Below are 21920 nucleotides of genomic sequence, written 5' to 3'. Positions count from 1 at the left end.
GAAGGAAACGCTGCGCCATGACTGCCGGCCACCGCCGCGAACACGACCTGCTCGGCGACCGGGACGTGCCCGCCGACGCGTACTGGGGCATCCACACCCTGCGCGCCGTGGAGAACTTCCCCATCACCGGTACGGCGATATCCGCGTACCCGCATCTGATCGACGCCCTGGCCGCGGTCAAGGAGGCAGCGGCCCGCGCCAACGAGAACCTCGGACTGCTCGCCCCCGAGAAGGCGTCGGCGATCGCCGCGGCCTGCCGGGAGATCCGGGACGGCCGGCTGCACGACCAGTTCGTCGTCGATGTGATCCAGGGCGGCGCCGGGACCTCGACGAACATGAACGCCAACGAGGTGATCGCCAACCGCGCGTTGGAGATCCTGGGCCACGCCAAGGGCGACTACCGCCATCTGCACCCGAACGAGGACGTCAACCTCAGCCAGTCCACCAACGACGTCTACCCGACGGCCCTCAAGGTCGCCACGGTCTTCGCCGTACGGGACCTGCTGAAGGCCATGGCCCTGCTGCAGGAGGCCTTCGCCGCGAAGGCCCTCGAGTTCCGCGACGTCCTCAAGATGGGCCGCACCCAGCTCCAGGACGCCGTGCCCATGACCCTCGGCCAGGAGTTCTCGGCGTACGCGGTGATGCTGGAGGAGGACCGCAGCCGCCTGGCGGAATCCATGGAACTGATCCACGAGATCAACCTCGGGGCGACCGCGATCGGCACCGGCCTCAACGCCCCCGCGGGTTACGCCGAAGCCGCCCGCCGGCACCTCGCCGACATCACAGGCCTGCCGCTGGTGACCGCCGCCAACCTCGTTGAGGCCACCCAGGACTGCGGCGCCTTCGTCCACCTGTCCGGCGTGCTCAAGCGCATCGCCGTGAAGCTCTCCAAGAGCTGCAACGACCTGCGCCTGCTCTCCTCCGGGCCGCGCGCCGGCCTCGCTGAGATCAACCTGCCTCCGGTACAGGCGGGTTCGAGCATCATGCCCGGCAAGGTCAATCCGGTGATCCCCGAGGTCGTCAACCAGGTCGCCTTCGAGGTCATCGGCAACGACGTCACCATCACCATGGCCGCCGAGGCAGGACAGCTCCAGCTCAACGCCTTCGAACCGATCATCCTGCACTCGCTCTCGGAGAGCATCACCCATCTGCGGGCCGCGTGCCTCACGCTCGCGCGGCAGTGCGTGTCCGGCATCACGGCCAACACCGAGACGCTGCGCGCGACGGTGGAGAACTCCATCGGTCTCGTCACCGCACTCAACCCGCACATCGGCTACACCGCAGCCACCGGCATCGCCAAGGAAGCCCTCGCCACCGGCCGCGGAGTCGCCGAACTCGTCCTGGAGAAGGGCCTTCTCCCGCCCGACCGGCTCGCCGCCCTGCTCCGCCCGGAGGAGGTCGCCGGCACCGGCCCAGCCGGATCCCTTTAGACGTCCAGAGAGGGACGCGATCAACGCGCAGCGCCTGCCGTATCAGCGGCGGTTCACCCGGGGCAAGGTCGTCCAGGAATCCACCGATGGCCCCGTAACCGCCAGCCACAATCATGCAGGTGACGCAGAGTCCGGCGGACCAGTCAGTTGGGGAGGGCGGAGGGTTGTGCGGACCGCTCGCGCCGACCCCTACTCAGGTAGCCCGAAGGCTGGGAACACGGCGTGCACGCCACTGAGTCAAGGCGGTCAACCGCCGCCCGGGGCGCAAGTCCCCTCGTGAACCGTACGTCGTTCCGCCCGCGGTCGGAGGCTTTGAGCCACACCTTGGTCTATACCTTGACAGGTGCAGACCATTCGAGCTTGAGTGCTCCCAACCCCCCTCGGCAGCAAGGGCGGAGCTGCCTGTCCCTCTGGTGCGGCCGTGCCGCACGAAGGAGTAGTTACGTGCCCAGAAGAATGCGCACCGTCGCGCTGATTGCCGCCGCGGTCATGGCCGGAGCACTCGCGATGTTCGTACCGGCATCATCCGCTTCCGCCGTCACCTGCGCGGCGCCCTGGAACGCCGGCACGGCGTACAACGGCGGCTCCACCGTCTCGTACAACAACCACAACTGGCTGGCCAAGTGGTGGACCCAGAACGAGACCCCGAGCAGCAGCTCGCAGGTCTGGTCCGACCAGGGCTCCTGCGGCGGCAGCTCCGGCGGAGGCGGTGGTGGTGGTGGTGGTACGAACCCGACCGGATTTGTCGTCAGCGAGGCCCAGTTCAACCAGATGTTCCCGAGCCGGAATCCCTTCTACACCTACAGCGGTCTGAAGGCGGCCCTGAGTGCGTACCCCGCCTTCGCCAACACCGGCAGCGACACGGTGAAGAAGCAGGAGGCCGCGGCCTTCCTCGCGAACGTCTCCCACGAGACCGGCGGTCTGGTCCACGTCGTCGAGCAGAACACGGCGAACTACCCCCATTACTGCGACGCCGGGCAGCCCTACGGGTGCCCCGCCGGCCAGGCGGCGTACTACGGGCGCGGCCCGATCCAGCTCAGCTGGAACTTCAACTACAAGGCCGCGGGGGATGCCCTGGGCATCGACCTGCTCCATGACCCGTACCGGGTGGAGAGGGACGCGGCCGTCGCCTGGAAGACGGGCCTGTGGTACTGGAACACCCAGAGCGGTCCGGGCACGATGACCCCGCACAACGCGATGGTCAACAGCGCGGGCTTCGGCCAGACGATCCGCAGTATCAACGGCAGCCTGGAATGCGACGGCAGGAACCCGGCGCAGGTCCAGAGCCGGGTGAGCAAGTACCAGCAGTTCACGCAGATCCTCGGCGTCAGCCCGGGAGGCAACCTCTACTGCTGACGCGCAACGGCCCAGGTGGAGGGTGCACGGACGATTCCGTGCACCCTTTCGCCGGTTCACGCGGTTCTGAGAGCCAGATACACGGGCCAACCGGACGCGCTCCGGTGGAGGTCGAATGTCTCTCTTACGGATCACTCCGCGGTTCGGATGCTGGATCCAGCCGCAGTGCCATGCTGCCGCGGGCGCGCGCCCTACCCGCGCGCGGCTGACTCATCGAGCCAATAACGGCTGCCAGCAGGTCGGCTTCGTTGAGGAAGAAGTGCGACGGCAGGTCCAGTTGCGCCACGGCGTCCGGCTCAACGAATTGGTGATGTCGATCCTGTCCCACGAGTGGGACGCCCACCGGGGCCACCCACCGACGGGCATTTGTTCCCGTGATTCCTCGGGGCGGAGTGACTGACAGCCGACCCGGCACGTGTTCCACGATTACTTGACCGATCGCATGCCCTTCGTCAAGCACTCCGAACACAGGGCGCCATGCCACCCCGCCCCCACGACCCTCGTCGACGGACCCAGCAAGCACGCACATGTGTCCCGCGATTACTTGACCAACCGCATGCCCTTCGTCAAGCACTCCGAACACAGGGCGCCACGCCACCCCGCCCCCACGACCCTCGTCGACGGACCCAGCAAGCACGCACATGTGTCCCGCGATTACTTGACCAACCGCATGCCCTTCGTCAAGCACTCCGAACACAGGACGCCATGCCACCCCGCCCCACGACCCTCGTCGACGGACCCAGCAAGCACGCACATGTGTCCCACGATTACTTGACCAACCGCATGCCCTTCGTCAAGCACTCCGAACACAGGACGCCATGCCACCCCGCCCCACGACGCTCGTCGACGGACCCAGCAAGCACGCACGCCACCCCTGAGCCCCCTGGAGCGGCCCGCTCCCTGGCGCGCCGCTCCCGCCCGTCTCTCCCTCCGTCGTCCGCGCGCTGCGCACTGCCCGCGCGGCCCTCCCGGGCGGATGACGGAGGGAGAGACGGGCCCAACCCCAGCCACAGACAGGGCCGTCACGCCCCCCACTGGTCGTACGCCAACTTGCACACCAGCCCCACCACAACAACCACCAGCACCCCGCGCACGAACCCGCTTCCCCGCTTCAGAGCCATCCGCGCACCCGTCATGCCCCCCGCGAGGTTGAACACGGCCATGAGCGCCGCCAGGCGCCACAGCACCGTCCCGTGGAGGGAGAAGGTGACCAGCGCGCCCAGGTTGGTGCAGACGTTCACCACCTTGGTCGTCGCCGAGGCCGTCACCAGATCCATGTGCAGGATCGCCGCGAGGGCGATGACGAGGAACGTCCCCGTGCCAGGGCCGATCAGGCCGTCGTAGAAGCCGATGCCGATACCCGCGACGAGGACCGCGGCCAGCATGCGCCGAGGGCCCACCGGCCCCGGCGCCGGGGCTGTACCGAACGCCGGCCGAAGCAGGATGAACGCCAGCACGCCCAGCAAAACGACCATGATCAGGGGCCGCAGGACACCGCTGTCGATGCCCGCCGCGAAGGACGCCCCCGCCAGCGCGCCCCCGACCGCGGCGAGCCCGATGCGGACGGCGGTCCGTACGTCGACCGGCGCCCTACGGGTGTACGTGACCGCCGCCGCGGAAGTGCCGACGACCGATACCGCCTTGGCCGTGCCGAGGACGTACACGGGAGCCACGTGCGGCAGGCCGACCAGCAGCGCCGGGAGCTGGATCAGGCCGCCACCGCCCACCACCGCGTCGACCCAGCCCGCGGCGGCCGCGGCGAAGCAGAGCAGAAGAAGCGTCGTCAGGGGTATGTCGTACATCTCGGTCTTCAGGTATCAGCTGGTTGGCGCCTTGGCGTAGCAGCGGCGCAGCCAGCGGGCGTGGCCGGGGGCGGCGCGGTCGGCGCCTTGGCGTAGCAGCGGCGCAGCCAGCGGGCGTGGCCGGGGACGGCGGGTTCGAACGGGACGCGCCGGTGGAGGACACGGCGGTTGTCGAAGATGTGGAAGCCGCCGCCCTCGACCAGGACTTCCGTTCCTTCGAGGCCGGCCAGGCACTCCTCGAACCGTTCCAGCGCGGCGTCGGCCCAGTGAGTGAGGCCAGTGATCCGGCCCGGTCCGTAGCGGAGCCCGGTGTGCCCGTCGGGGAGCGTCCAGAGCATCGCGATGTCGGTCTTGGTGAGTGCCGTGCCGTCGGCACCGGCGCCATCGACGGTGGTGTCCGGGAGGGCGTCTCCGGGTGCCGTGAGCGAGGCGAGGGCGGCGGCAGCGGACGCTTTCGCCGCATCGGGTATTCGGATGGCTCGGGCGGGAGCGGCAGTCATGATCAGGAGCCTAAGAACATTGCGCCGATGGTGAAGCAAACCCGGAAAGAGTTGAGGAATTTCTGAGGCTGACGTTGTATCAGACAGCTACCGATCGGGGCCCGCGCGATGCGGGCGGAGACCATCTGCCGGGATCCCGGGACGGGAGGCCATACTGCCTCGCAAATCTTCTGCCCCCACCCGCCTCGAAGGGAACCCCCGACGTGCCCGACTCCTCCCCCGTCATCTCCCGCACCTCCATCGTCATCGTCGGCGCCGGTCCGGCCGGGCTCACGCTCGCGAATCTGCTGCTCGATGCCGGGGTTGACTGTGTGCTCCTGGAGGCGGAGAGCCGGGAGTTCATCGAGCAGCGGCCGCGCGCCGGATTCATGGAGGAGTGGGCGGTACGGGCGCTCGCGCGGCACGGGCTCGCCGACCGGCTGCTGGAACGCGCCCAGATCCAGGCCGAGTTCGAGTTCCGCATCGCCGGGGAACGGCATGTGGTGCGGCCGGGCAAGGCGACCGGAATGCGCCACTTCGTCTACCCGCAGCCGCAGTTGGTGACCGATCTCGTCGCCTCGTACGCGGACGAGTCCGGCGGTGACGTGCGCTTCGGCGTACGGGATGTCGAGCTGCACGACATCGAGGGTGGCAGCGAGCAGCCCGCCGTGTCGTACACCGACCCGGAGACCGGTGCCCGGCACCGGATCGCATGCGACTTCATCGCGGGCTGCGACGGCGCGCGCGGCGTGACACGCGCCGCCATCCCCGAGGAACACACCCTGGTGTCGCGCCACCATCACGGCGTCGGCTGGCTCGCCCTGCTCGCCGAGGCACCGCCGTCCGCCGACGGCGTGGTGTTCGGCATCCACTCACACGGTTTCGCCGCGCATATGGCCCGCACCCCGCAGGTCACTCGCTACTACCTGGAGTGCGCGCCGGGAGACGACCCGGAGAACTGGGGGCACGAGCGCGTATGGGAGGAGCTGCGCACCCGGCTGGCGGTCGCCGGAGCCCCGCCGCTGACCGAGGGCCCGCTGATCGAGAAGCGGGTCCTGGAGATGCACAACTACGTCGTCGAGCCGATGGCGTACGGGCGGCTGTACCTGGCCGGCGACTCGGCACACCTCATCGCGCCGATCGCGGCCAAGGGCATGAACCTCGCGCTGTACGACGCGCTGCTGCTCGCCGACGCGCTGAAACGGCACTACCAGGGCGACGGCAGCGGCCTCGCGGGGTACTCGGATGCGTGTCTGCGGCGCGCCTGGGAGTACCAGGAGTTCTCCCAGTGGCTGGCGGAGGTGTTCCACGGGGCGTCGTCCGGGAACCGGTTCCGGGCGGGGGCGGCGGAGGCCCGGCTGCGGCGCCTGCTGGAGTCGCGGGCCGCGGCCACGGCCTTCGGCGAGGTCTACCTCGGCGAGGAGCCCCGTATCTGAGCCAAGAACGCCGAGCCGAAGCCCGAGGCGGCCAAACGCGAGTGCGCACGTGACCCCGCCCACACCGCCACGGGCTCACAGCGGCGAGGTCGCCCCGCTGAGGGCAGCGTTGCGCGCGGGAAACAGAGGTGATGCGGGCGGGTAACGAGCGCATCGCACTCTTCCGGACATGGCTCCCATGCAGAACGCCCGCTCCGGTCGCACCGGCCACCGCATCGCGGTGGTCGGCGGCGGCATGGCCGGTGCTCGCCTCGTGCAGCAGCTGGCCGGTTACGCCGCGGAGGCCGACGGTCTGGACGTGACCGTCATCGGCGAGGAGCCACACGCCCCGTACAACCGGGTGCTGCTGGCGGAAGTCCTCGCCGGCCGGTACTCCCCCGAGGTCGTCACCCTGCCCGCGGCCGCGGGGGCCCGCTGGCTGCACGGCGTACGGGCCGTACGCGTCGACCGCGCGGCCGGGGAGGTGCTGTGCGACGACGGGCAGCGGGTGCCGTACGACTCGCTGGTGCTGGCCACCGGGTCGAACCCGGTGCTGCCCGCGCTGCGCGGCCTGTTCGAGCCGGACGGCCACGACCTGCCCGGGGGCGTACACGCCTTTCGCACCATGGACGACTGCCTCACCCTGGCCGATGCGGTACAGACGGGCGTACGGGCCGTGGTGATCGGCGGCGGTCTGCTGGGGGTCTCGGCCGCGCGGGCGCTGGCCCGCAGGGGCGCGCAGGTGGTGCTCGCGCACCAGGGCGAGCACCTCATGGAGCGCCAGCTGGACGCCGGCGCGTCCCGGCTGCTGAGCGACCACATGACGGCCCTGGGCGTCGAGGTGCACACCGAGTGCCGGGTACGCGGGCTGTGCACCGGGCCGGGCCGGATCGTTTCGGCGGTCGAGCTGGGGGACGGCTTCCGGCTGGACGCCGAGCTGGTCGTCATCGCCTGCGGCGTCCGGCCGCGCGTCGGACTCGCCCAGGCGGCCGGGCTGAAGGTCGCCCGCGGCATCGTCGTGGACGACGAGCTGCGTACCTCCGACCCGGCCGTCCACGCCATCGGCGACTGCGCCGAGCACGACGGCGTGCTGTACGGGCTGGCCGGCCCCGCGCTGGAGCAGGCCGACCTGCTGGCCCGGGTCCTCCTCGGCCGCGCCCGCACCCCGGAGGACGGCGCGCACCGCTACACCGGCTCCCGGGCGCTGACCCGGCTGACCCTGGCCGGCCCCCCGGCGCCGCAGGGGGCCCACAGCGCCCTCGACCTCGCCGCGTTCGGCGAGACCTCCCCCGCGCCGGGGGACGACGTCATTCATCTCTCCGATGCCACCCGCGGGGCATACCGCAAGGTCGTCGTCCGCGGCGACCGGCTCGTGGGCGGCATCCTTCTCGGCGATCTCGGCACCGTCGGCGCGCTCGCCAGGACCTGGGAGGGCGACGAGCCGCTGCCCTCCGCACCCCTGCTCCACCTGCTCACCAACGATGGAGGCTCCTGAGGATGTCTACGTCCACTCCGACGATCGTGCTGATCGGCCACGGGATGGTCGGCCAGCGATTCCTGGAGGCGCTCGCGGACCGAGGCGTCCTCACCGAGGAGAGGGGCGCCGAGCGCGCCCGGGTGGTCGTGCTGTGCGAGGAGCCCCGCCCCGCGTACGACCGCGTCCGGCTGACCTCGTACTTCTCCGGTACGACGCCGGAAGGGCTCTCCCTGGTGGACGAGGGCTTCATGGAGCGGTACGGCATCGAACTGCGCCTGGGCGACCCGGCGCAGAGCATCGACCGCGAGGCGCGTACGGTCACCTCGCGCGCCGGGGTGACCATCGCGTACGACACGCTGGTGCTGGCCACCGGCTCGTACCCCTTCGTGCCGCCGGTTCCCGGCAAGGACTCCACCGGCTGCTTCGTCTACCGCACCATCGAGGACCTCCTCGCGATCGAGGAGTACGCCAAGGGCGCGAAGGTCGGCGCGGTGGTCGGCGGCGGGCTGCTCGGGCTGGAGGCGGCCGGTGCGCTCAAGGGCCTCGGACTGGAGACGCACGTCGTCGAGTTCGCCCCGCGGCTGATGCCCGTCCAGGTCGACGAGGGCGGCGGCGCCGCGCTGTGCCGGACCATCGAGAACATGGGCCTGACCGTCCATACGGGCGTCGGCACCCAGGAGATCACCACAGACGGCGACGGGGCGGTCGCGGGCATGGCCCTGTCCGACGGCTCCTCGCTCGCGACCGACCTCGTCGTCTTCTCGGCGGGCGTACGCCCCCGGGACCAGCTCGCCCGCGACTGCGGCCTGACGGTCGGCGAGCGCGGCGGCATCGCCGTCGATGAACAGTGCCGCACCTCCGACCCGGCGGTGTACGCGATCGGGGAGTGCGCGCTGGCCGCCGACGGCCGGGTCTACGGTCTGGTCGCCCCCGGCTACGAGATGGCCGAGACGGCCGCGGCCCACATCGCGGGCGGAAGCGCGTCGTTCACCGGCGCCGACACCTCCACCAAGCTCAAGCTGCTCGGCGTGGACGTCGCCTCCTTCGGCGACGCGCACGGCACCGCCGAGGGCAGCCTCGACGTCGTCTACGCCGACTCGCGCTCCGGCGTTTACAAGAAGCTGGTCGTCGGCTCCGACGGCACGCTGCTCGGCGGTGTCCTGGTCGGCGACGCCGACGCGTACGGCACGCTGCGCCCGCTGACCGGCACCGTTCCGCCGGTCCAGCCGGAGCAGCTGGTGCTGCCCGCCGGGCTCGGCGCGCCCGCCGCCATCGGCCCCTCCGCGCTCCCCGACGAGGCGGTCATCTGCTCCTGCCACAACGTCGCCAAGGGCAGCATCCGCGCCGCGGTCACCGAGCACAGCTGCACCGACGTGCCCGCCGTGAAGAAGTGCACCAAGGCGGGCACGGGCTGCGGCTCCTGTGTGAGGGTGCTGGGTCAGCTCGTCAACGCCGAGTTGGAGGCCGGCGGCGTCGAGGTGGACAAGGGCCTGTGCGGCTGCTTCGCCCACACCCGCCAGGAGCTGTACGAGATCGTGCTCGCCATGCATATCACCTCGTACCAGGAGTTGCTGGACAGATACGGCCGGGAGGGGGCGCGCGGCGGCGACGGCTGTGAGGTCTGCAAGCCGGCCGTGGGTTCGATCATCGCCTCGCTCGCGCCGACCATCGGCGCCTCGGGCTACGTGCTGGACGGCGAGCAGGCCTCGCTGCAGGACACCAACGACCACTTCCTGGCCAACCTCCAGAAGAACGGCTCGTACTCCGTCGTACCGCGCATCCCGGGCGGCGAGATCACGCCCGAGAAGCTGATCGTGATCGGCGAGGTCGCCCGGGACTTCGGGCTCTACACCAAGATCACCGGTGGTCAGCGGATCGACCTGTTCGGCGCCCGCGTGGACCAGCTGCCGATGATCTGGGCGCGGCTGGTGGAGGCAGGCTTCGAATCCGGGCATGCGTACGGCAAGGCGCTGCGCACGGTGAAGTCGTGCGTGGGCGAGACCTGGTGCCGCTACGGCGTGCAGGACTCGGTCCGGATGGCCATCGACCTGGAGCTGCGCTACCGGGGTCTGCGCTCTCCGCACAAGCTGAAGTCGGCGGTCTCCGGCTGCCAGCGCGAGTGCGCGGAGGCGCAGAGCAAGGACTTCGGCGTCATCGCCACCGCCAACGGCTGGAATCTGTACGTCGGCGGCAACGGCGGCGCCACCCCGCGCCACGCCGACCTGCTGGCCCAGGACCTGTCCGACGAAGAGCTGATCCGGCTGATCGACCGGTTCCTGATGTTCTACATCCGCACCGCGGAGCGGCTGGAGCGCACCTCCACCTGGCTGGAGCGGATCGAGGGCGGCCTGGACCACGTACGTGAGGTCGTCGTCGAGGACTCGCTCGGCATCTGCGCCGAGCTGGAGCAGCTGATGGCCGACCACGTCGCCAACTACCGCGACGAGTGGTCCGAGACCGTCAACGACCCGGAGAAGCTCGCCCGCTTCGTCTCCTTCGTCAACGCGCCCGGCACTCCCGACCCGTCGGTGAGGTTCGTGCCCGAGCGCGACCAGGTCAAGCCGGACCTCACCTTGCTCTCCGGCCCCGCCCTGCCCGTCCGTACGCTCGAAGGGAGCCCCGCCTGATGACGCTCGCCCCCGAAACCCTCGCCCCCGCACAGACCACCGTCAGGGTCGAAGTTCTCGTCGGCCGGGACTGGTTCGCCGTATGCGATCTGGCCGACCTCACGCCCGGGCGCGGCGTCGCGGCGCTGCTGGCGGACGGCAGTCAGGTGGCGCTGTTCCTGGACCGCTCCGGCGGTATCTACGCCATCGGCAACCGGGACCCGTTCACCGGCGCGTATGTCCTCTCCCGGGGGCTGCTCGGCTCCCGGGACGGCCACCCGTTCGTCGCCTCGCCGCTGCTCAAGCAGCGCTTCGATCTGGCCACCGGGCGCTGTCTGGACGACGAGTCCGAGCGGGTGCCCGCCTACAGCGTCCGGACCAGCTGAAGCCTCGGTGTCCCCCCTCGCTTCCGCGGCCTGCCGCGCCTAGGCTGACTCACGGGTAACATCTCGGGGACTTCCCCGGGCACACCTCCTCCGACGAGGCCCGAAGAAGGCGAGGAGCGGCAGGCATGAAGGGCTGGACCGCGAGCGACATCCCCGACCAGAGCGGGCGGACAGCGGTGGTCACCGGTGCCAACAGCGGCATCGGCTACGCCACCGCCCGTGAGCTGGCCCGGCGCGGCGCACATGTGGTGCTGGCGTGCCGGAACGAGATGCGCGGCAAGGAAGCCGAGGCCAATCTCAGGCGCGAAGTACCCGACGCGGATGTCTGGTTCGCGCCCCTGGACCTGGCGGACCTGTCCTCCGTACGGAACTTCGCCCGTGCCTACAGCCGCGACCGGCTCGATCTGCTGATCAACAACGCGGGTGTCATGGCACTGCCGCAGCGGCGGACGATCGACGGCTTCGAGATGCAGTTCGGCGTCAACCACCTCGGCCACTTCGCGCTGACCGGGCTGCTGCTGCCGAAGCTGATCAGCACTCCGGGCGCGCGGGTGGTGAGCGTCTCCAGCGGCCTGCACGCCATGGCCAACATCGACCTGCGCGACCTCAACAGCGAGCGCCACTACGGCCGCTGGCTGGCGTACGCCCGGTCCAAGACCGCCAACCTGCTCTTCATCCACGAGCTGGCGCGGCGCCTGGCGCGCATCGGCTCCGATGTGGTGGCCGCGGCCGCGCAGCCCGGCTACGCCGCCACGAATCTGCAGACCGCGGGTGTGCGCATGGAGGGGCGTCGGGTCGCCGAGCAGATCGTGGACCTCGCGGGCCGGCTACTGGCCCAGTCCGCGGACGCCGGCGCGCTGCCAAGCCTGTACGCGGCCACGGCGCCCGGGGTCGGGCCCGACTCCTTCACGGGTCCGCGGCTGCAGAACTGGCGGGGTGCGCCGACGCGCTCGTGGCGGGCTCCGTGGACGCGCGACGACCGGGCGAGCGAGCGGCTGTGGGGCGCGTCCGAGCGGCTGACGGGCGTGACGTACGACGCGTTGGAGCCGCACCGCACGGGCTGATCCCCGGCGATGACCCGATTGCGGCGCAGCTCGGCCAGGCTTGGGCCAAAACCCACCGCCCAGTGCTTTGCCATTCGTTGACTTCCCTTTCTCATTCGTTGAAGTCGCGTCAATTCCCCACTCCTACCGTCCGAGGGCGCGACTCTGCTGCCAACGGGCAGCGGAGAGGCCACGGACCTTTCATGGAGTGACAGTGGAACGTCGCACCTTCCTGCGCGGAGCAGTCATCGGCACCTCGGCCGCAGCCTTCGGCGGCACCCTCATGCACGGCGCCGCCTACGCGGCCCCGGCCCAGAACGGCCCTGGCCCCTACGGCGCGCTGGGCGCCGCCGACGCCAACGGCATCCAGCTGCCGAGCGGTTTCAGCAGCAGAGTGATAGCCCGGTCCGGCCAGGTGGTCTCCGGCACCTCGTACACCTGGCACAACGCCCCTGACGGCGGTGCCTGCTTCGCCGACGGCACCGGCTGGATCTACGTCTCCAACTCCGAGGTCAACCCCGGCGGCAAAGTCAGTGCCGTCAAGTTCAACTCCTCCGGCACCGTCACCAGCGCCTACCAGATCCTGTCGAACACCCGCCAGAACTGCGCGGGCGGCGCCACCCCGTGGAACACCTGGCTCTCCTGCGAGGAGGTGTCCCTCGGCTTCGTCTACGAGACCGACCCGTGGGGCGTGAACGCCGCGATCCGCCGCGACGCCATGGGCAAGTTCAAGCACGAGGCGGCCGCCGCCGACCCGGTGCGCCAGGTCGTCTACATGACCGAGGACGAGACCAGCGGCTGCTTCTACCGCTTCATCCCGGGCACCTGGGGCAATCTGTCCTCCGGCACCCTCCAGGTCCTGGTCGCCGGGACCGGTACCTCGGGCTCCTTCACCTGGGCGACCGTGCCCGACCCCGACGGCTCCCCCACCGCGACCCGCAACCAGGTCTCCGGCTCGAAGAAGTTCAACGGCGGCGAGGGCTGTCACTACGCCAACGACACCGTCTGGTTCACCACCAAGGGTGACAACCGGGTCTGGCAGCTCAACCTCCTGAACAGCACCTACGAGCTGGCCTACGACGACAACCTCGTCAACCCCGGCCCCGCCCCGCTGACCGGCGTGGACAACGTCACCGGCTCCTCCTCCGGCGACCTGTTCGTCGCCGAGGACGGCGGCAACATGGAGATCTGCATCATCACCCCGGACGACATCGTCGCGCCGTTCCTGCGGATCACCGGCCAGTCCAGCTCCGAGATCACCGGACCGGCCTTCTCCCCCGACGGCACGCGGCTGTACTTCTCCAGCCAGCGCGGTACCAGCGGCAGCTCCTCGGGCGGTATCACCTACGAGGTCACCGGCCCGTTCCGCTCGTAACCTCCTCCAGCACCCCGGGCTGCTCGGACAGCCCCGGCAGAACCGGCGCCGCTGCGGTGCCGCCCCGCAGCAGGGCGGCGCCCAGCGGCGTGAGCGTGTGCAGCACCGCGCTGCCGTGCCGCAGCGTGACCACCAGGCCCGCATCGCGCAGCACGCTGGCGTGCTGGCTGGCGGAGGCCGGTGACACGCCCACCCTGCGCGCCAGTTCGCTGGTGGTGCAGCCGCCGCCGATGGTCTGCAGCACGGCCGAGCGGGTGTGGCCGACCAGCTTGCCGAGCGAGCAGACATCGGTGGCGCACGAGCGCGGCGGGGCGAGCGGTTCGAGCGGCGCGGACTCCGGCTGGTGCTGCAGCGGGTAGACCAGCACGGGCGTCAACTCGGGGCTGTGCAGGGTGACGGGCGTGCCCCGGCAGAAGAACGAGGGCAGCAGGAGCAGGCCGCGCCCGCCCAGATGCACATCCCGGTCCACCGGGTAGTCCACCTCCAGCACCGGCGACCGCCAGCGCATCATGGGCGGCAGCGAGGCCAGCAGCCGGTCGGCGCCGCCGTCCAGCAGGGCCCGTCCGCGTACGGCCCGGTCGGCCTCGATCCGCGCCCGGATGTGTGCCCAGTACGGGGCGATGGCGGCCCGGTGGTAGCTGCGCAGGGCGCCGATCAGCCGGCTGAGCGCGCCGGTGTCGCCGTCCTCCAGGCAGCGGACCCAGCCGGGCTGGGGCCGCGCCGCTGCCAGCAGCCCCAGATCGTGCCGGAGGCGGCGCAGCGGCGTCTCGCGCAGCGCCTCCAGGGCCGGTTCCAGGCCGGCCAGCCCGGCGGATGGGGTCAGAAAGTCGGGGAAATAGCCCCGCGAGGGCACGAGCGAGGCCAGCAGACGTGTTTCCCCTTGCAACCTGGATCGAGTTTGGGACCGCCAACCCCCGAAGACGGTGGCTGCCCGTTTGTCACGGAGCCGGTGAAAGCTGAGGATCGTTTCCCACAGTGCGTCCGGCCGGGCGGCTATCCGGACCCGGGCGAGGTCGAGACCGGTGAAATGGATGCGTAGCACCAAACCCCCACGAGTGTCCCCCCGTCCTTGTCCCGGCCATCGAGTATGCACGCCAGCACCCTCGGTCACCACGCCCTTTCAGCCACAGTTGAAACGGGTCGCGAGCGATCCACGGGCAACGGAATGCTGTACCTCGCCGGGCACGAGGAAGGCACCGCGGGAGCTGTCGTGGGGGCAGTGTGAAGGTGACTTCCGGGCGGATGGGTACCGCCCTGTGCCTGGCGGGGGTTGCGGTCCGCGGTCCGGTGAATCCCAAGGCGCCGGACCGCGGCCCGGTTGCTTCATTCGATTTTCAACAGCAAAGCGTGACGCATTTCACGAGAGCCCACGACGCCTCGAGGAAAAGACGTGGAGAACCCCAGGTGAATACAACTCCAGGGTTTTTCCTGATCGTCCGCCGGAATCGCCTCGCCACCCGAGACAGCGGCTCCTCCCCCGGATGGGTCGGCGAGTGACCGGCGGGCACGAGAACAGGGGGCGGCACCTGCGCACAGGTGCCGCCCCCTGCTGTGTGTCCATGACCCCAAGTACCAAGCGCAGCAAGGGGAAGGGGCGGCACCTCCGCACAAGGTGCCGCCCCTTGGTGATGCCGGACCGGCGCCGAGTTGAGGGTCGGGGGTCTCGGCACCGGTCCGGTGGCTCCGTTTTCTGTGCGCCCGCGGGCGGTTGGCGCCGGGGCCTGTCCTTCACAGATGCGCCCGGACAGGCCAGCCCGGACAGGCCCCACCCGCGCCGGAGGCGCTTGTCGACGTATCAGCGGGAGTCGCTGCCCGAGCTCTGCGCCGCGGCGCGGCCGGCCTCCAGGCGGGCGACCGGGATCCGGAACGGCGAGCAGGAGACGTAGTCCAGACCCACCTCGTGGAAGAAGTGAACGGACTCCGGGTCGCCGCCGTGCTCACCGCAGACGCCGAGCTTGAGGTCGGGGCGGGTGGCCCGGCCGGCCTGGACGGCGTTGCGTACCAGCGAGCCGACGCCGTCCTTGTCGATGGTCTCGAACGGGCTGACGCCGAAGATGCCCTTCTCCAGGTACGCGGTGAAGAAGCTCGCCTCGACGTCGTCGCGGGAGAAGCCCCATACGGTCTGGGTGAGGTCGTTGGTGCCGAAGGAGAAGAACTCCGCGGCCTCCGCGATCTGACCGGCCGTCAGCGCGGCCCGTGGCAGCTCGATCATCGTGCCGAGCGCGAGCTTCAGCTCCACGCCGGTGGCCTTCTGGACCCCGGCGATGGCCTTCTCCGCGTCGTCGCGGACGATCTCCAGCTCCTGAACCGTACCGACGAGCGGGATCATGATCTCCGCGCGCGGGTCGCCCTTGGCGTTGATCCGCTCCGCCGCGGCCTCGGCGATCGCCCGCACCTGCATGGTGAACAGGCCGGGGATGACCAGGCCCAGGCGCACGCCGCGCAGACCCAGCATCGGGTTCTGCTCGTGCAGCCGGTGCACGGCCTGCAGCAGCCGCAGGTCGTTCTCGTTGGCGTCCTTGCGTGACTCGGCGAGCGCGACGCGCACCGACAGCTCGGTGATGTCCGGCAGGAACTCGTGCAGCGGCGGGTCGAGCAGCCGGATGGTGACGGGCAGCCCGTCCATGGCCTCGAACAGCTCGACGAAGTCGCCCTTCTGGAGCGGCAGCAGCTCGGCGAGGGCGGAGTCGCGCTCGGCGTCGGTGTCGGCGAGGATCAGCCGCTCGACCAGCTCGCGCCGCTCACCGAGGAACATGTGCTCGGTACGGCACAGGCCGATGCCCTGCGCGCCGAACCGGCGGGCGCGGGCGGCGTCCTCGGCGTTGTCGGCGTTGGCCCGTACGCGCAGCCGGCGCACCCGGTCCGCGTACGCCATGATCCGGTGCACGGCCTTGACCAGTTCGTCGGCGTCCTCGGCGCCCGCGTGCATCCGGCCCTCGAAGTACTCGACGACCGGGGACGGGACGACCGGCACCTCGCCCAGGTAGACCTGGCCGCTGGAGCCGTCGATGGAGATGAGGTCGCCCTCCTCGATCACGACACCGCCCGGGGCGGTCATCCGCCGCCGCTTGGTGTCGACCTCGAGCTCCTCTGCGCCGCAGACACAGGTCTTACCCATGCCGCGGGCGACGACGGCGGCGTGCGAGGTCTTGCCGCCGCGCGAAGTGAGGATGCCCTCGGCGGCGATCATGCCGTTGAGGTCGTCGGGGTTGGTTTCGCGGCGAATGAGGATGACCTTCTCGCCGGAGCGGGACCACTTGACGGCGGTGTAGGAGTCGAAGACCGCCTTTCCGACGGCGGCGCCCGGCGACGCGGCGATGCCACGGCCGATCCTTCGCACCTTCCCGCCTTCGGCTACCTGGTCGTCGAAGCGCGGGAACATCAGCTGCGCCAGCTGCGCGCCGTTGACCCGCTGCAGCGCCTCTGCCTCGTCGATCAGGCCCTGATCCACGAGCTGGGTGGCGATACGGAAGGCCGCGCCCGCGGTGCGCTTGCCGACGCGGGTCTGCAGCATCCACAGCCGGCCGCGCTCGATGGTGAACTCGATGTCGCACAGGTCCTTGTAGTGCGTCTCGAGCGTCTCCATGATCTGCATCAGCTCGTCGTACGACTTCTTGTCGATCTGCTCGAGATCGGCGAGCGGCACGGTGTTGCGGATGCCGGCGACGACATCCTCGCCCTGCGCGTTCTGCAAGTAGTCGCCGTAGACGCCCTGCTGACCGCTGGCGGGGTCACGGGTGAAGGCGACACCGGTGCCGGACTCCGGGCCGAGGTTGCCGAAGACCATCGAGCAGACGTTGACCGCGGTGCCGAGGTCGTGCGGGATGCGCTCCTGGCGGCGGTAGAGCTTGGCGCGCTCGCCGTTCCAGGAGTCGAAGACCGCCCGGATCGCGAGGTCCATCTGCTCGCGCGGGTCCTGCGGGAAGTCGCGGCCGGTCTCCTTGGCCACGATGGCCTTGAACTGCTCGACGAGCTGCCGCAGATCGGCGGCGTCGAGGTCGACGTCGACGGCCACGCCCTTGGCGCGCTTGGCCTCCTCAAGAGCCTCCTCGAAGAAGTCGCCGTCAACTCCCAGCACGGTCTTGCCGAACATCTGGATGAGACGGCGGTAGGAGTCCCAGGCGAACCGGTCGTCGCCGGCCTGTGCGGAGAGCCCGGACACGGACTCGTCGGAGAGGCCGATGTTCAGTACGGTATCCATCATTCCGGGCATGGAGAACTTCGCACCGGAGCGCACGGACACCAGCAGCGGATTGTCGGGCTGCCCGAGCTTCTTGCCCATCCTCTTCTCGAGGGCCTCGAGGTGCGCGGTGACCTCGTCGCGCAGCGCGGTGGGCTCGCTGCCGCTGTCGAGGTAGACCTTGCAGGCCTCGGTGGTGATCGTGAAGCCCGGGGGGACGGGAAGGCCGAGATTGGTCATCTCGGCGAGGTTGGCTCCCTTCCCGCCGAGCAGGTCCTTGAGGTCCTTGTTGCCCTCGGTGAAGTCGTAGACGAACTTCTGAGGCTCAGGCTGGGATACGTGGGGATCTTTGGTTTCCGACACGGGATCTCGACTCCTCGAGGACGGCTGCCCTGACGGCGGGGAGCGTACCCAGATCGAAGGTGGCTGGGTACGTCCACTCGGCCGTCATTCGGCTGTAACCACTCGGCTGCCGCGAGATCGAAAGTGATCCGCACCACGGAGCCTGCGATCCTTGGGTATTCGGGGGTACCACATTCTGTGTTCAGTTGCTGAATACAGTACGCCGCTTTGTCCAGATTTCACCTCGGGGCCAAGACCGGCTTATCCGTTTCTTCAGCTCTTGCGCCTTGACGTAATGAGGTATTGCCGGGTGGCACTGAGTGCCACGCCTTGGAGAGGTGTCCGCGCCTCAACCAGCCTCCAGAGCGATGATCTTGAACGCTCACATGAGCACGCCCCCTATCAAAGTGGCGAGAATCACGCTCCGCGTACGAACGGATCTCACCTGCCGGACACATTCGCGAAACCATATGCTCAGATGAGCGCTAGGCAGGACGAACCCTTCCCGCCTCCACCGCCCCGGTGATGTCGTCGGACTCGCTGCCGCGCGCCACGATCCCGGCCGCGCCCTGTGATACGGACTTCGAACATGACCGGACACCACCTCCTCGTCCACGACGGCACCTTTGCCGCGGTGACCGACTCCGGCGACATCATCGGGGCGCGTGGCGCCTCGCCTGACGGACTGTTCTCCCGCGACGCGCGCCACCTCAGCCGGTGGCAGCTGACCGTCGACGGCACCTCCCCCGAAGTCCTCGTCGCAGCGGGGCAGGCCGGTCCCGACAGGCCGTTGGCGGCGCTGCTCAGCCCGACCGGCAGCCCCGAGGAGCCGCCCGCGTACACCGTGTTCCGCGAACAGGCGGTCGCCGACGGCTCGTTGGTCGAGCGCATCCGGCTGACCAGCAACCGGCCGACCCCGGTCACCGCGCACATCGCGCTGACCGTGGACGCGGACTTCGCCGACCAGTTCGAGCTGCGCTCCGACCATCGCGGCTACGAGAAGCCGGAGGCCCTGCGCTCCGCCCGCGACCTGCCCGACGGCGTCGAGTTCGGCTACGAGCGCGCCGCGCCCTCGCCCACCGCCGGTACCGAGAGCGCGGCGGGTACCGAGCCCGGGGCCGCCGTCTCCCCATGGAACTCGCACACCGTGATCACCTCCGTGCCCAGCCCCACGGCCGTGCTCCACCGGGCCGACGGCACGGCCCGCACCCTCGAATGGAAGGTGGCGCTGCCTCCCCACGGCGACGCGGAGATCACGCTCCAGGCGTGTGCGCTGCCATCCGGAGGGCCCGCCACCGCCCGCGCATCCGGTCCGCGGGACCCGCGGCTCCAGCCCCCCGCCACGGCCATGGCAGCCATCGCCGCGGAGAACGCCGCGTTCACCGGCGCCGACCCGCGGCCCCGGGACCTCATCGGCTGGACCGAGCTGGCCCGCACCTGCGAGCAGGGGCTGGCCGACCTCGCGGGCCTGCGCGTCCCGTCGAGCGGACCGGACGGGGAGCCGCTGCGCGTACCCGCCGCCGGAATCCCCTGGTATCTCACCCTCTTCGGCCGCGACTCGCTGCTGACCTCGCTGTTCACGCTGCCGTACCGGCCGGAGCTGGCCGGCGCGACCCTCGCCGCGCTGGCTGCCACTCAGGGGACCGGGTACGACCCGGCCCGGCATGAGCAGCCCGGCCGGATCGTCCACGAGATCCGGCACGGCGAGCTGGCGCACTTCCGGCAGGTTCCGAACGGGCGGTACTACGGCGCCGTCGATGCCACTCCGCTCTTCCTCACGCTCCTGCACGCCTACACCGACCGGACCGGCGACCCGGCTCTCGCCCGCCGCCTGGAGTCCCACGCCCGCGCCGCGGTCGACTGGATGTTCCACGACGGGGGCCTGGCCAAGCACGGCTGGCTCGTCTACTCAGCGGATGCCGAGAGCGGCCTGACCCACCAGAGCTGGAAGGACTCCCCCGGCGCGATCTGCTTCCGCGACGGCACACCGGCCGAGGGCCCGATCGCCGTCGCCGGGGCGCAGGGGTACGCGTACGACGCGCTGGCCCGTACCGCCCGGCTCGGCCGGGAGGTGTGGGACGACCCGGCCTGGGCGGACCGGCTGGAGTCGGCGGCGGCCGAGCTGTGCTCCCGCTTCCACCGCGAGTTCTGGATGCCGGACCCGGGCTTCCCGGCGCTCGCCCTGGACGGGTCGGGCGCTCAGGTCGACGCGCTGGCCTCGGACGCCGGGCATCTGCTGTGGTCGGGGATCATGGACCGGAAGCGGGGCGAGGCGGTCGGCCGGCGGCTGCTGGAGGCGGACTTCTTCTCCGGCTGGGGCGTACGGACCCTCGCCGCGGGCCAGGACCCGTACCACCCGCTCTCCTGTCACCGCGGTGCCATCTGGCCGCACGACAACGCGTTGATCGTGCTGGGGATGGTGCGTTACGGGCTGACGGAGGAAGCGCTGACGGTGATCCGGGGGCTGATGGAGGCGGCAGTGGTGCATGACTGGCGGCTGCCGGAGGTGATGGCCGGATACGGGCGGGACGAGCACCCGGCGCCGGTGCCGTACCCGCACTCCTGCTCCCCTCAAGCCTGGGCCGCGGCCGCGCCGTTGGCGCTCCTGAGCGCCTTGACATAACCCCCACCCGCCCCAGCCCGGGCGAGCGGGCCGACGGGCGCGCCGCTGTCGAAAGATGGGGGCACCTCCCAGCGGTACTCCCCCTGGGCCTGACGGCCCGGGTGGGGGGACCCCCAGCGGTAGCTGGGGGAGTGCCCCCAAGGAGAGAGACCAAGCGTCGGGTCTGAGCGCCCGGAGGCGAGCGAGCCACAAAAGGGGCGGCGTCAGCCGCCGGAAGTGTCCAGCTCCGCGTCGGCGCCGACGGCCGCGCAGTCGTACGGGTCGTCCAGCCACCCGTCCGGCAGGACTACCCGGCTCCGGCCCGATGTACGGCCACGCGGCCCATCCGCCCCCGCGGGCCACGGCTGATCCAGATCGAGCTGCGCCATCAGCTCGTCCAGCTCAGCCAGCGACGCGGCGACCGCCAGCTTCTTCCGCATCTCGGAGCCGATCGAGAACCCTTTGGTGTACCAGGCGACGTGCTTGCGGAAGTCGATGACACCGCGCGCCTCGTCCTCCAGCCACTCCCCCAGCAGCTGCGCATGCCGCCGCATGACGACGGTGACCTCCTTGAGCGTGGGTGCGGCATAGGTACCCGTGCCCTCGAAGGCGCTCACCAGGTCGCCGAACAGCCACGGCCGCCCCAGGCACCCGCGCCCCACGACCACCCCGTCGCAGCCGGTCTCGCGCATCATCCGCAGCGCGTCGTCCGCCGACCAGATGTCCCCGTTGCCGAGCACCGGAATCTCCGGCACCGCCTCCTTCAGCCGGGCGATCGCATCCCAGTCGGCCGTGCCGCCGTAGTGCTGGGCCGCCGTACGCCCGTGCAGCGCGATCGCCGTGACGCCCTCCTCCACGGCGATCCGGCCCGCGTCGAGATAGGTCAGATGGTCGTCGTCGATGCCCTTGCGCATCTTCATCGTCACCGGCAGGCCGCCCGCGTTGCCGACGGCCTCCCGCAGGATCGAGCGCAGCAGGTTCCGCTTGTACGGCAGCGCCGAGCCGCCGCCCTTGCGGGTCACCTTGGGGACGGGGCAGCCGAAGTTGAGGTCGACGTGGTCGGCCAGGTCCTCATCCACGAGCATGCGGACGGCCTTGCCGACGGTCACCGGGTCGACGCCGTACAGCTGGATCGAGCGCGGCTTCTCCGTACCGTCGAAGTGGATCAGCCGCATCGTCTTGGCGTCCCGCTCGACCAGCGCCCGGGTCGTGATCATCTCGCTGACGAACAGCCCCTTGCCGCCAGAGAACTCCCGGCAGAGGGTTCGAAACGGCGCGTTGGTGATCCCGGCCATGGGGGCCAGCACCACCGGCGGCTGCACCGCGTGGGGGCCGATCTGCAGCTGGGTCATCGACTGGGCTTCCTTCGTCGGTTACGGGGGTCGGCCTCCCATTGTCCCGCACCTGCGGGAGGCCACTGCCGAGCA

Annotated in this window: 14 protein-coding genes; 9 read left to right on the top strand and 5 right to left on the bottom strand. The window is 70.5% G+C overall.

What is annotated here, in order from left to right:
- Positions 1–17 precede the first annotated feature (17 nt).
- Together aspA and ACY34J_RS12200 are read left to right on the top strand one after the other, a co-directional pair.
- Entirely contained in the window at positions 18–1430 is a 1413-nt protein-coding gene (gene aspA, locus ACY34J_RS12205; protein ID WP_462728381.1) for an aspartate ammonia-lyase, read from the top strand.
- 456 nt (positions 1431–1886) lie between these two features.
- Positions 1887–2786, top strand: coding sequence for a glycoside hydrolase family 19 protein (locus ACY34J_RS12200; protein WP_462728424.1), 900 nt, complete (start codon positions 1887–1889; stop codon positions 2784–2786).
- A 1022-nt stretch (positions 2787–3808) separates the two neighbouring features.
- Here ACY34J_RS12200 and ACY34J_RS12195 read toward each other — a convergent pair.
- Both ACY34J_RS12195 and ACY34J_RS12190 read right to left on the bottom strand, forming a co-directional pair.
- The gene (locus ACY34J_RS12195) at positions 3809–4588 is read right to left on the bottom strand and encodes a sulfite exporter TauE/SafE family protein (protein WP_462728329.1); all 780 of its coding nucleotides are present in this window, start codon (positions 4586–4588) and stop codon (positions 3809–3811) included.
- Positions 4589–4596: 8 nt separating this feature from the next.
- Complete coding sequence (locus tag ACY34J_RS12190) at positions 4597–5088, bottom strand: TauD/TfdA family dioxygenase (protein ID WP_462728328.1); 492 nt, start codon at positions 5086–5088, stop codon at positions 4597–4599.
- A gap of 203 nt (positions 5089–5291) precedes the next feature.
- Here ACY34J_RS12190 and ACY34J_RS12185 point away from each other — a divergent pair, with 203 nt between their 5' ends.
- The 6 genes from ACY34J_RS12185 (at position 5292) to ACY34J_RS12160 (ending at position 13369) form a co-directional block, all read left to right on the top strand.
- Positions 5292–6503, top strand: coding sequence for a 4-hydroxybenzoate 3-monooxygenase (locus ACY34J_RS12185; protein ID WP_462728327.1), 1212 nt, complete (start codon positions 5292–5294; stop codon positions 6501–6503).
- Positions 6504–6672: 169 nt separating this feature from the next.
- Entirely contained in the window at positions 6673–7977 is a 1305-nt protein-coding gene (locus tag ACY34J_RS12180) for an NAD(P)/FAD-dependent oxidoreductase (protein ID WP_462728326.1), read from the top strand.
- A gap of 2 nt (positions 7978–7979) precedes the next feature.
- The gene (nirB, locus tag ACY34J_RS12175; protein ID WP_462728325.1) at positions 7980–10586 is read left to right on the top strand and encodes a nitrite reductase large subunit NirB; all 2607 of its coding nucleotides are present in this window, start codon (positions 7980–7982) and stop codon (positions 10584–10586) included.
- Positions 10586–10951, top strand: a complete 366-nt coding sequence (gene nirD, locus ACY34J_RS12170; RefSeq protein WP_462728324.1) for a nitrite reductase small subunit NirD — start codon at positions 10586–10588, stop codon at positions 10949–10951. The genes nirB and nirD overlap by 1 nt, the downstream gene beginning before the upstream one ends.
- Before the next feature lie 125 nt (positions 10952–11076).
- On the top strand, positions 11077–12015 hold the full coding sequence (locus ACY34J_RS12165) for an oxidoreductase (protein WP_462728323.1): 939 nt from the start codon (positions 11077–11079) through the stop codon (positions 12013–12015).
- 193 nt (positions 12016–12208) lie between these two features.
- The gene (locus ACY34J_RS12160; protein WP_462728322.1) at positions 12209–13369 is read left to right on the top strand and encodes an alkaline phosphatase PhoX; all 1161 of its coding nucleotides are present in this window, start codon (positions 12209–12211) and stop codon (positions 13367–13369) included.
- Here ACY34J_RS12160 and ACY34J_RS12155 read toward each other — a convergent pair.
- Both ACY34J_RS12155 and ppdK read right to left on the bottom strand, forming a co-directional pair.
- Positions 13347–14411 carry an ArsR/SmtB family transcription factor gene (locus ACY34J_RS12155; RefSeq protein ID WP_462728321.1) on the bottom strand — a complete coding sequence of 355 codons (1065 nt, stop codon included), beginning with the start codon at positions 14409–14411 and terminating at the stop codon, positions 13347–13349. The genes ACY34J_RS12160 and ACY34J_RS12155 overlap by 23 nt on opposite strands.
- 753 nt (positions 14412–15164) lie before the next feature.
- Entirely contained in the window at positions 15165–17912 is a 2748-nt protein-coding gene (ppdK, locus tag ACY34J_RS12150; protein WP_462728320.1) for a pyruvate, phosphate dikinase, read from the bottom strand.
- 568 nt (positions 17913–18480) lie between these two features.
- On the opposite strand from ppdK, the gene ACY34J_RS12145 reads away from it, so the two are divergent.
- Positions 18481–20514 (top strand): amylo-alpha-1,6-glucosidase, encoded by a 2034-nt coding sequence (locus ACY34J_RS12145; RefSeq protein ID WP_462728319.1) that lies wholly within the window; start codon positions 18481–18483, stop codon positions 20512–20514.
- A gap of 203 nt (positions 20515–20717) precedes the next feature.
- Here ACY34J_RS12145 and dusB read toward each other — a convergent pair whose 3' ends face one another.
- Positions 20718–21845 (bottom strand): tRNA dihydrouridine synthase DusB, encoded by a 1128-nt coding sequence (dusB, locus tag ACY34J_RS12140; protein WP_462728318.1) that lies wholly within the window; start codon positions 21843–21845, stop codon positions 20718–20720.
- Between the last annotated feature and the right edge of the window lie 75 nt (positions 21846–21920).

The organism is Streptomyces sp. HSS9-12, from assembly GCF_054963655.1.
Note: the sequence above shows the minus strand (reverse complement) of the source record. Positions and strands in the feature narration are given on the sequence as shown.

Coding starts and splice junctions, on each gene's coding strand:
- aspA (WP_462728381.1), top strand. CDS start 18: ATGACTGCCGGCCACCGCCGCGAACACGACCTGCTCGGCGACCGGGAC.
- ACY34J_RS12200 (WP_462728424.1), top strand. CDS start 1,887: ATGCGCACCGTCGCGCTGATTGCCGCCGCGGTCATGGCCGGAGCACTC.
- ACY34J_RS12195 (WP_462728329.1), bottom strand. CDS start 4,588: ATGTACGACATACCCCTGACGACGCTTCTTCTGCTCTGCTTCGCCGCG.
- ACY34J_RS12190 (WP_462728328.1), bottom strand. CDS start 5,088: ATGACTGCCGCTCCCGCCCGAGCCATCCGAATACCCGATGCGGCGAAA.
- ACY34J_RS12180 (WP_462728326.1), top strand. CDS start 6,673: ATGGCTCCCATGCAGAACGCCCGCTCCGGTCGCACCGGCCACCGCATC.
- nirB (WP_462728325.1), top strand. CDS start 7,980: ATGTCTACGTCCACTCCGACGATCGTGCTGATCGGCCACGGGATGGTC.
- nirD (WP_462728324.1), top strand. CDS start 10,586: ATGACGCTCGCCCCCGAAACCCTCGCCCCCGCACAGACCACCGTCAGG.
- ACY34J_RS12165 (WP_462728323.1), top strand. CDS start 11,077: ATGAAGGGCTGGACCGCGAGCGACATCCCCGACCAGAGCGGGCGGACA.
- ACY34J_RS12145 (WP_462728319.1), top strand. CDS start 18,481: ATGACCGGACACCACCTCCTCGTCCACGACGGCACCTTTGCCGCGGTG.
- dusB (WP_462728318.1), bottom strand. CDS start 21,845: ATGACCCAGCTGCAGATCGGCCCCCACGCGGTGCAGCCGCCGGTGGTG.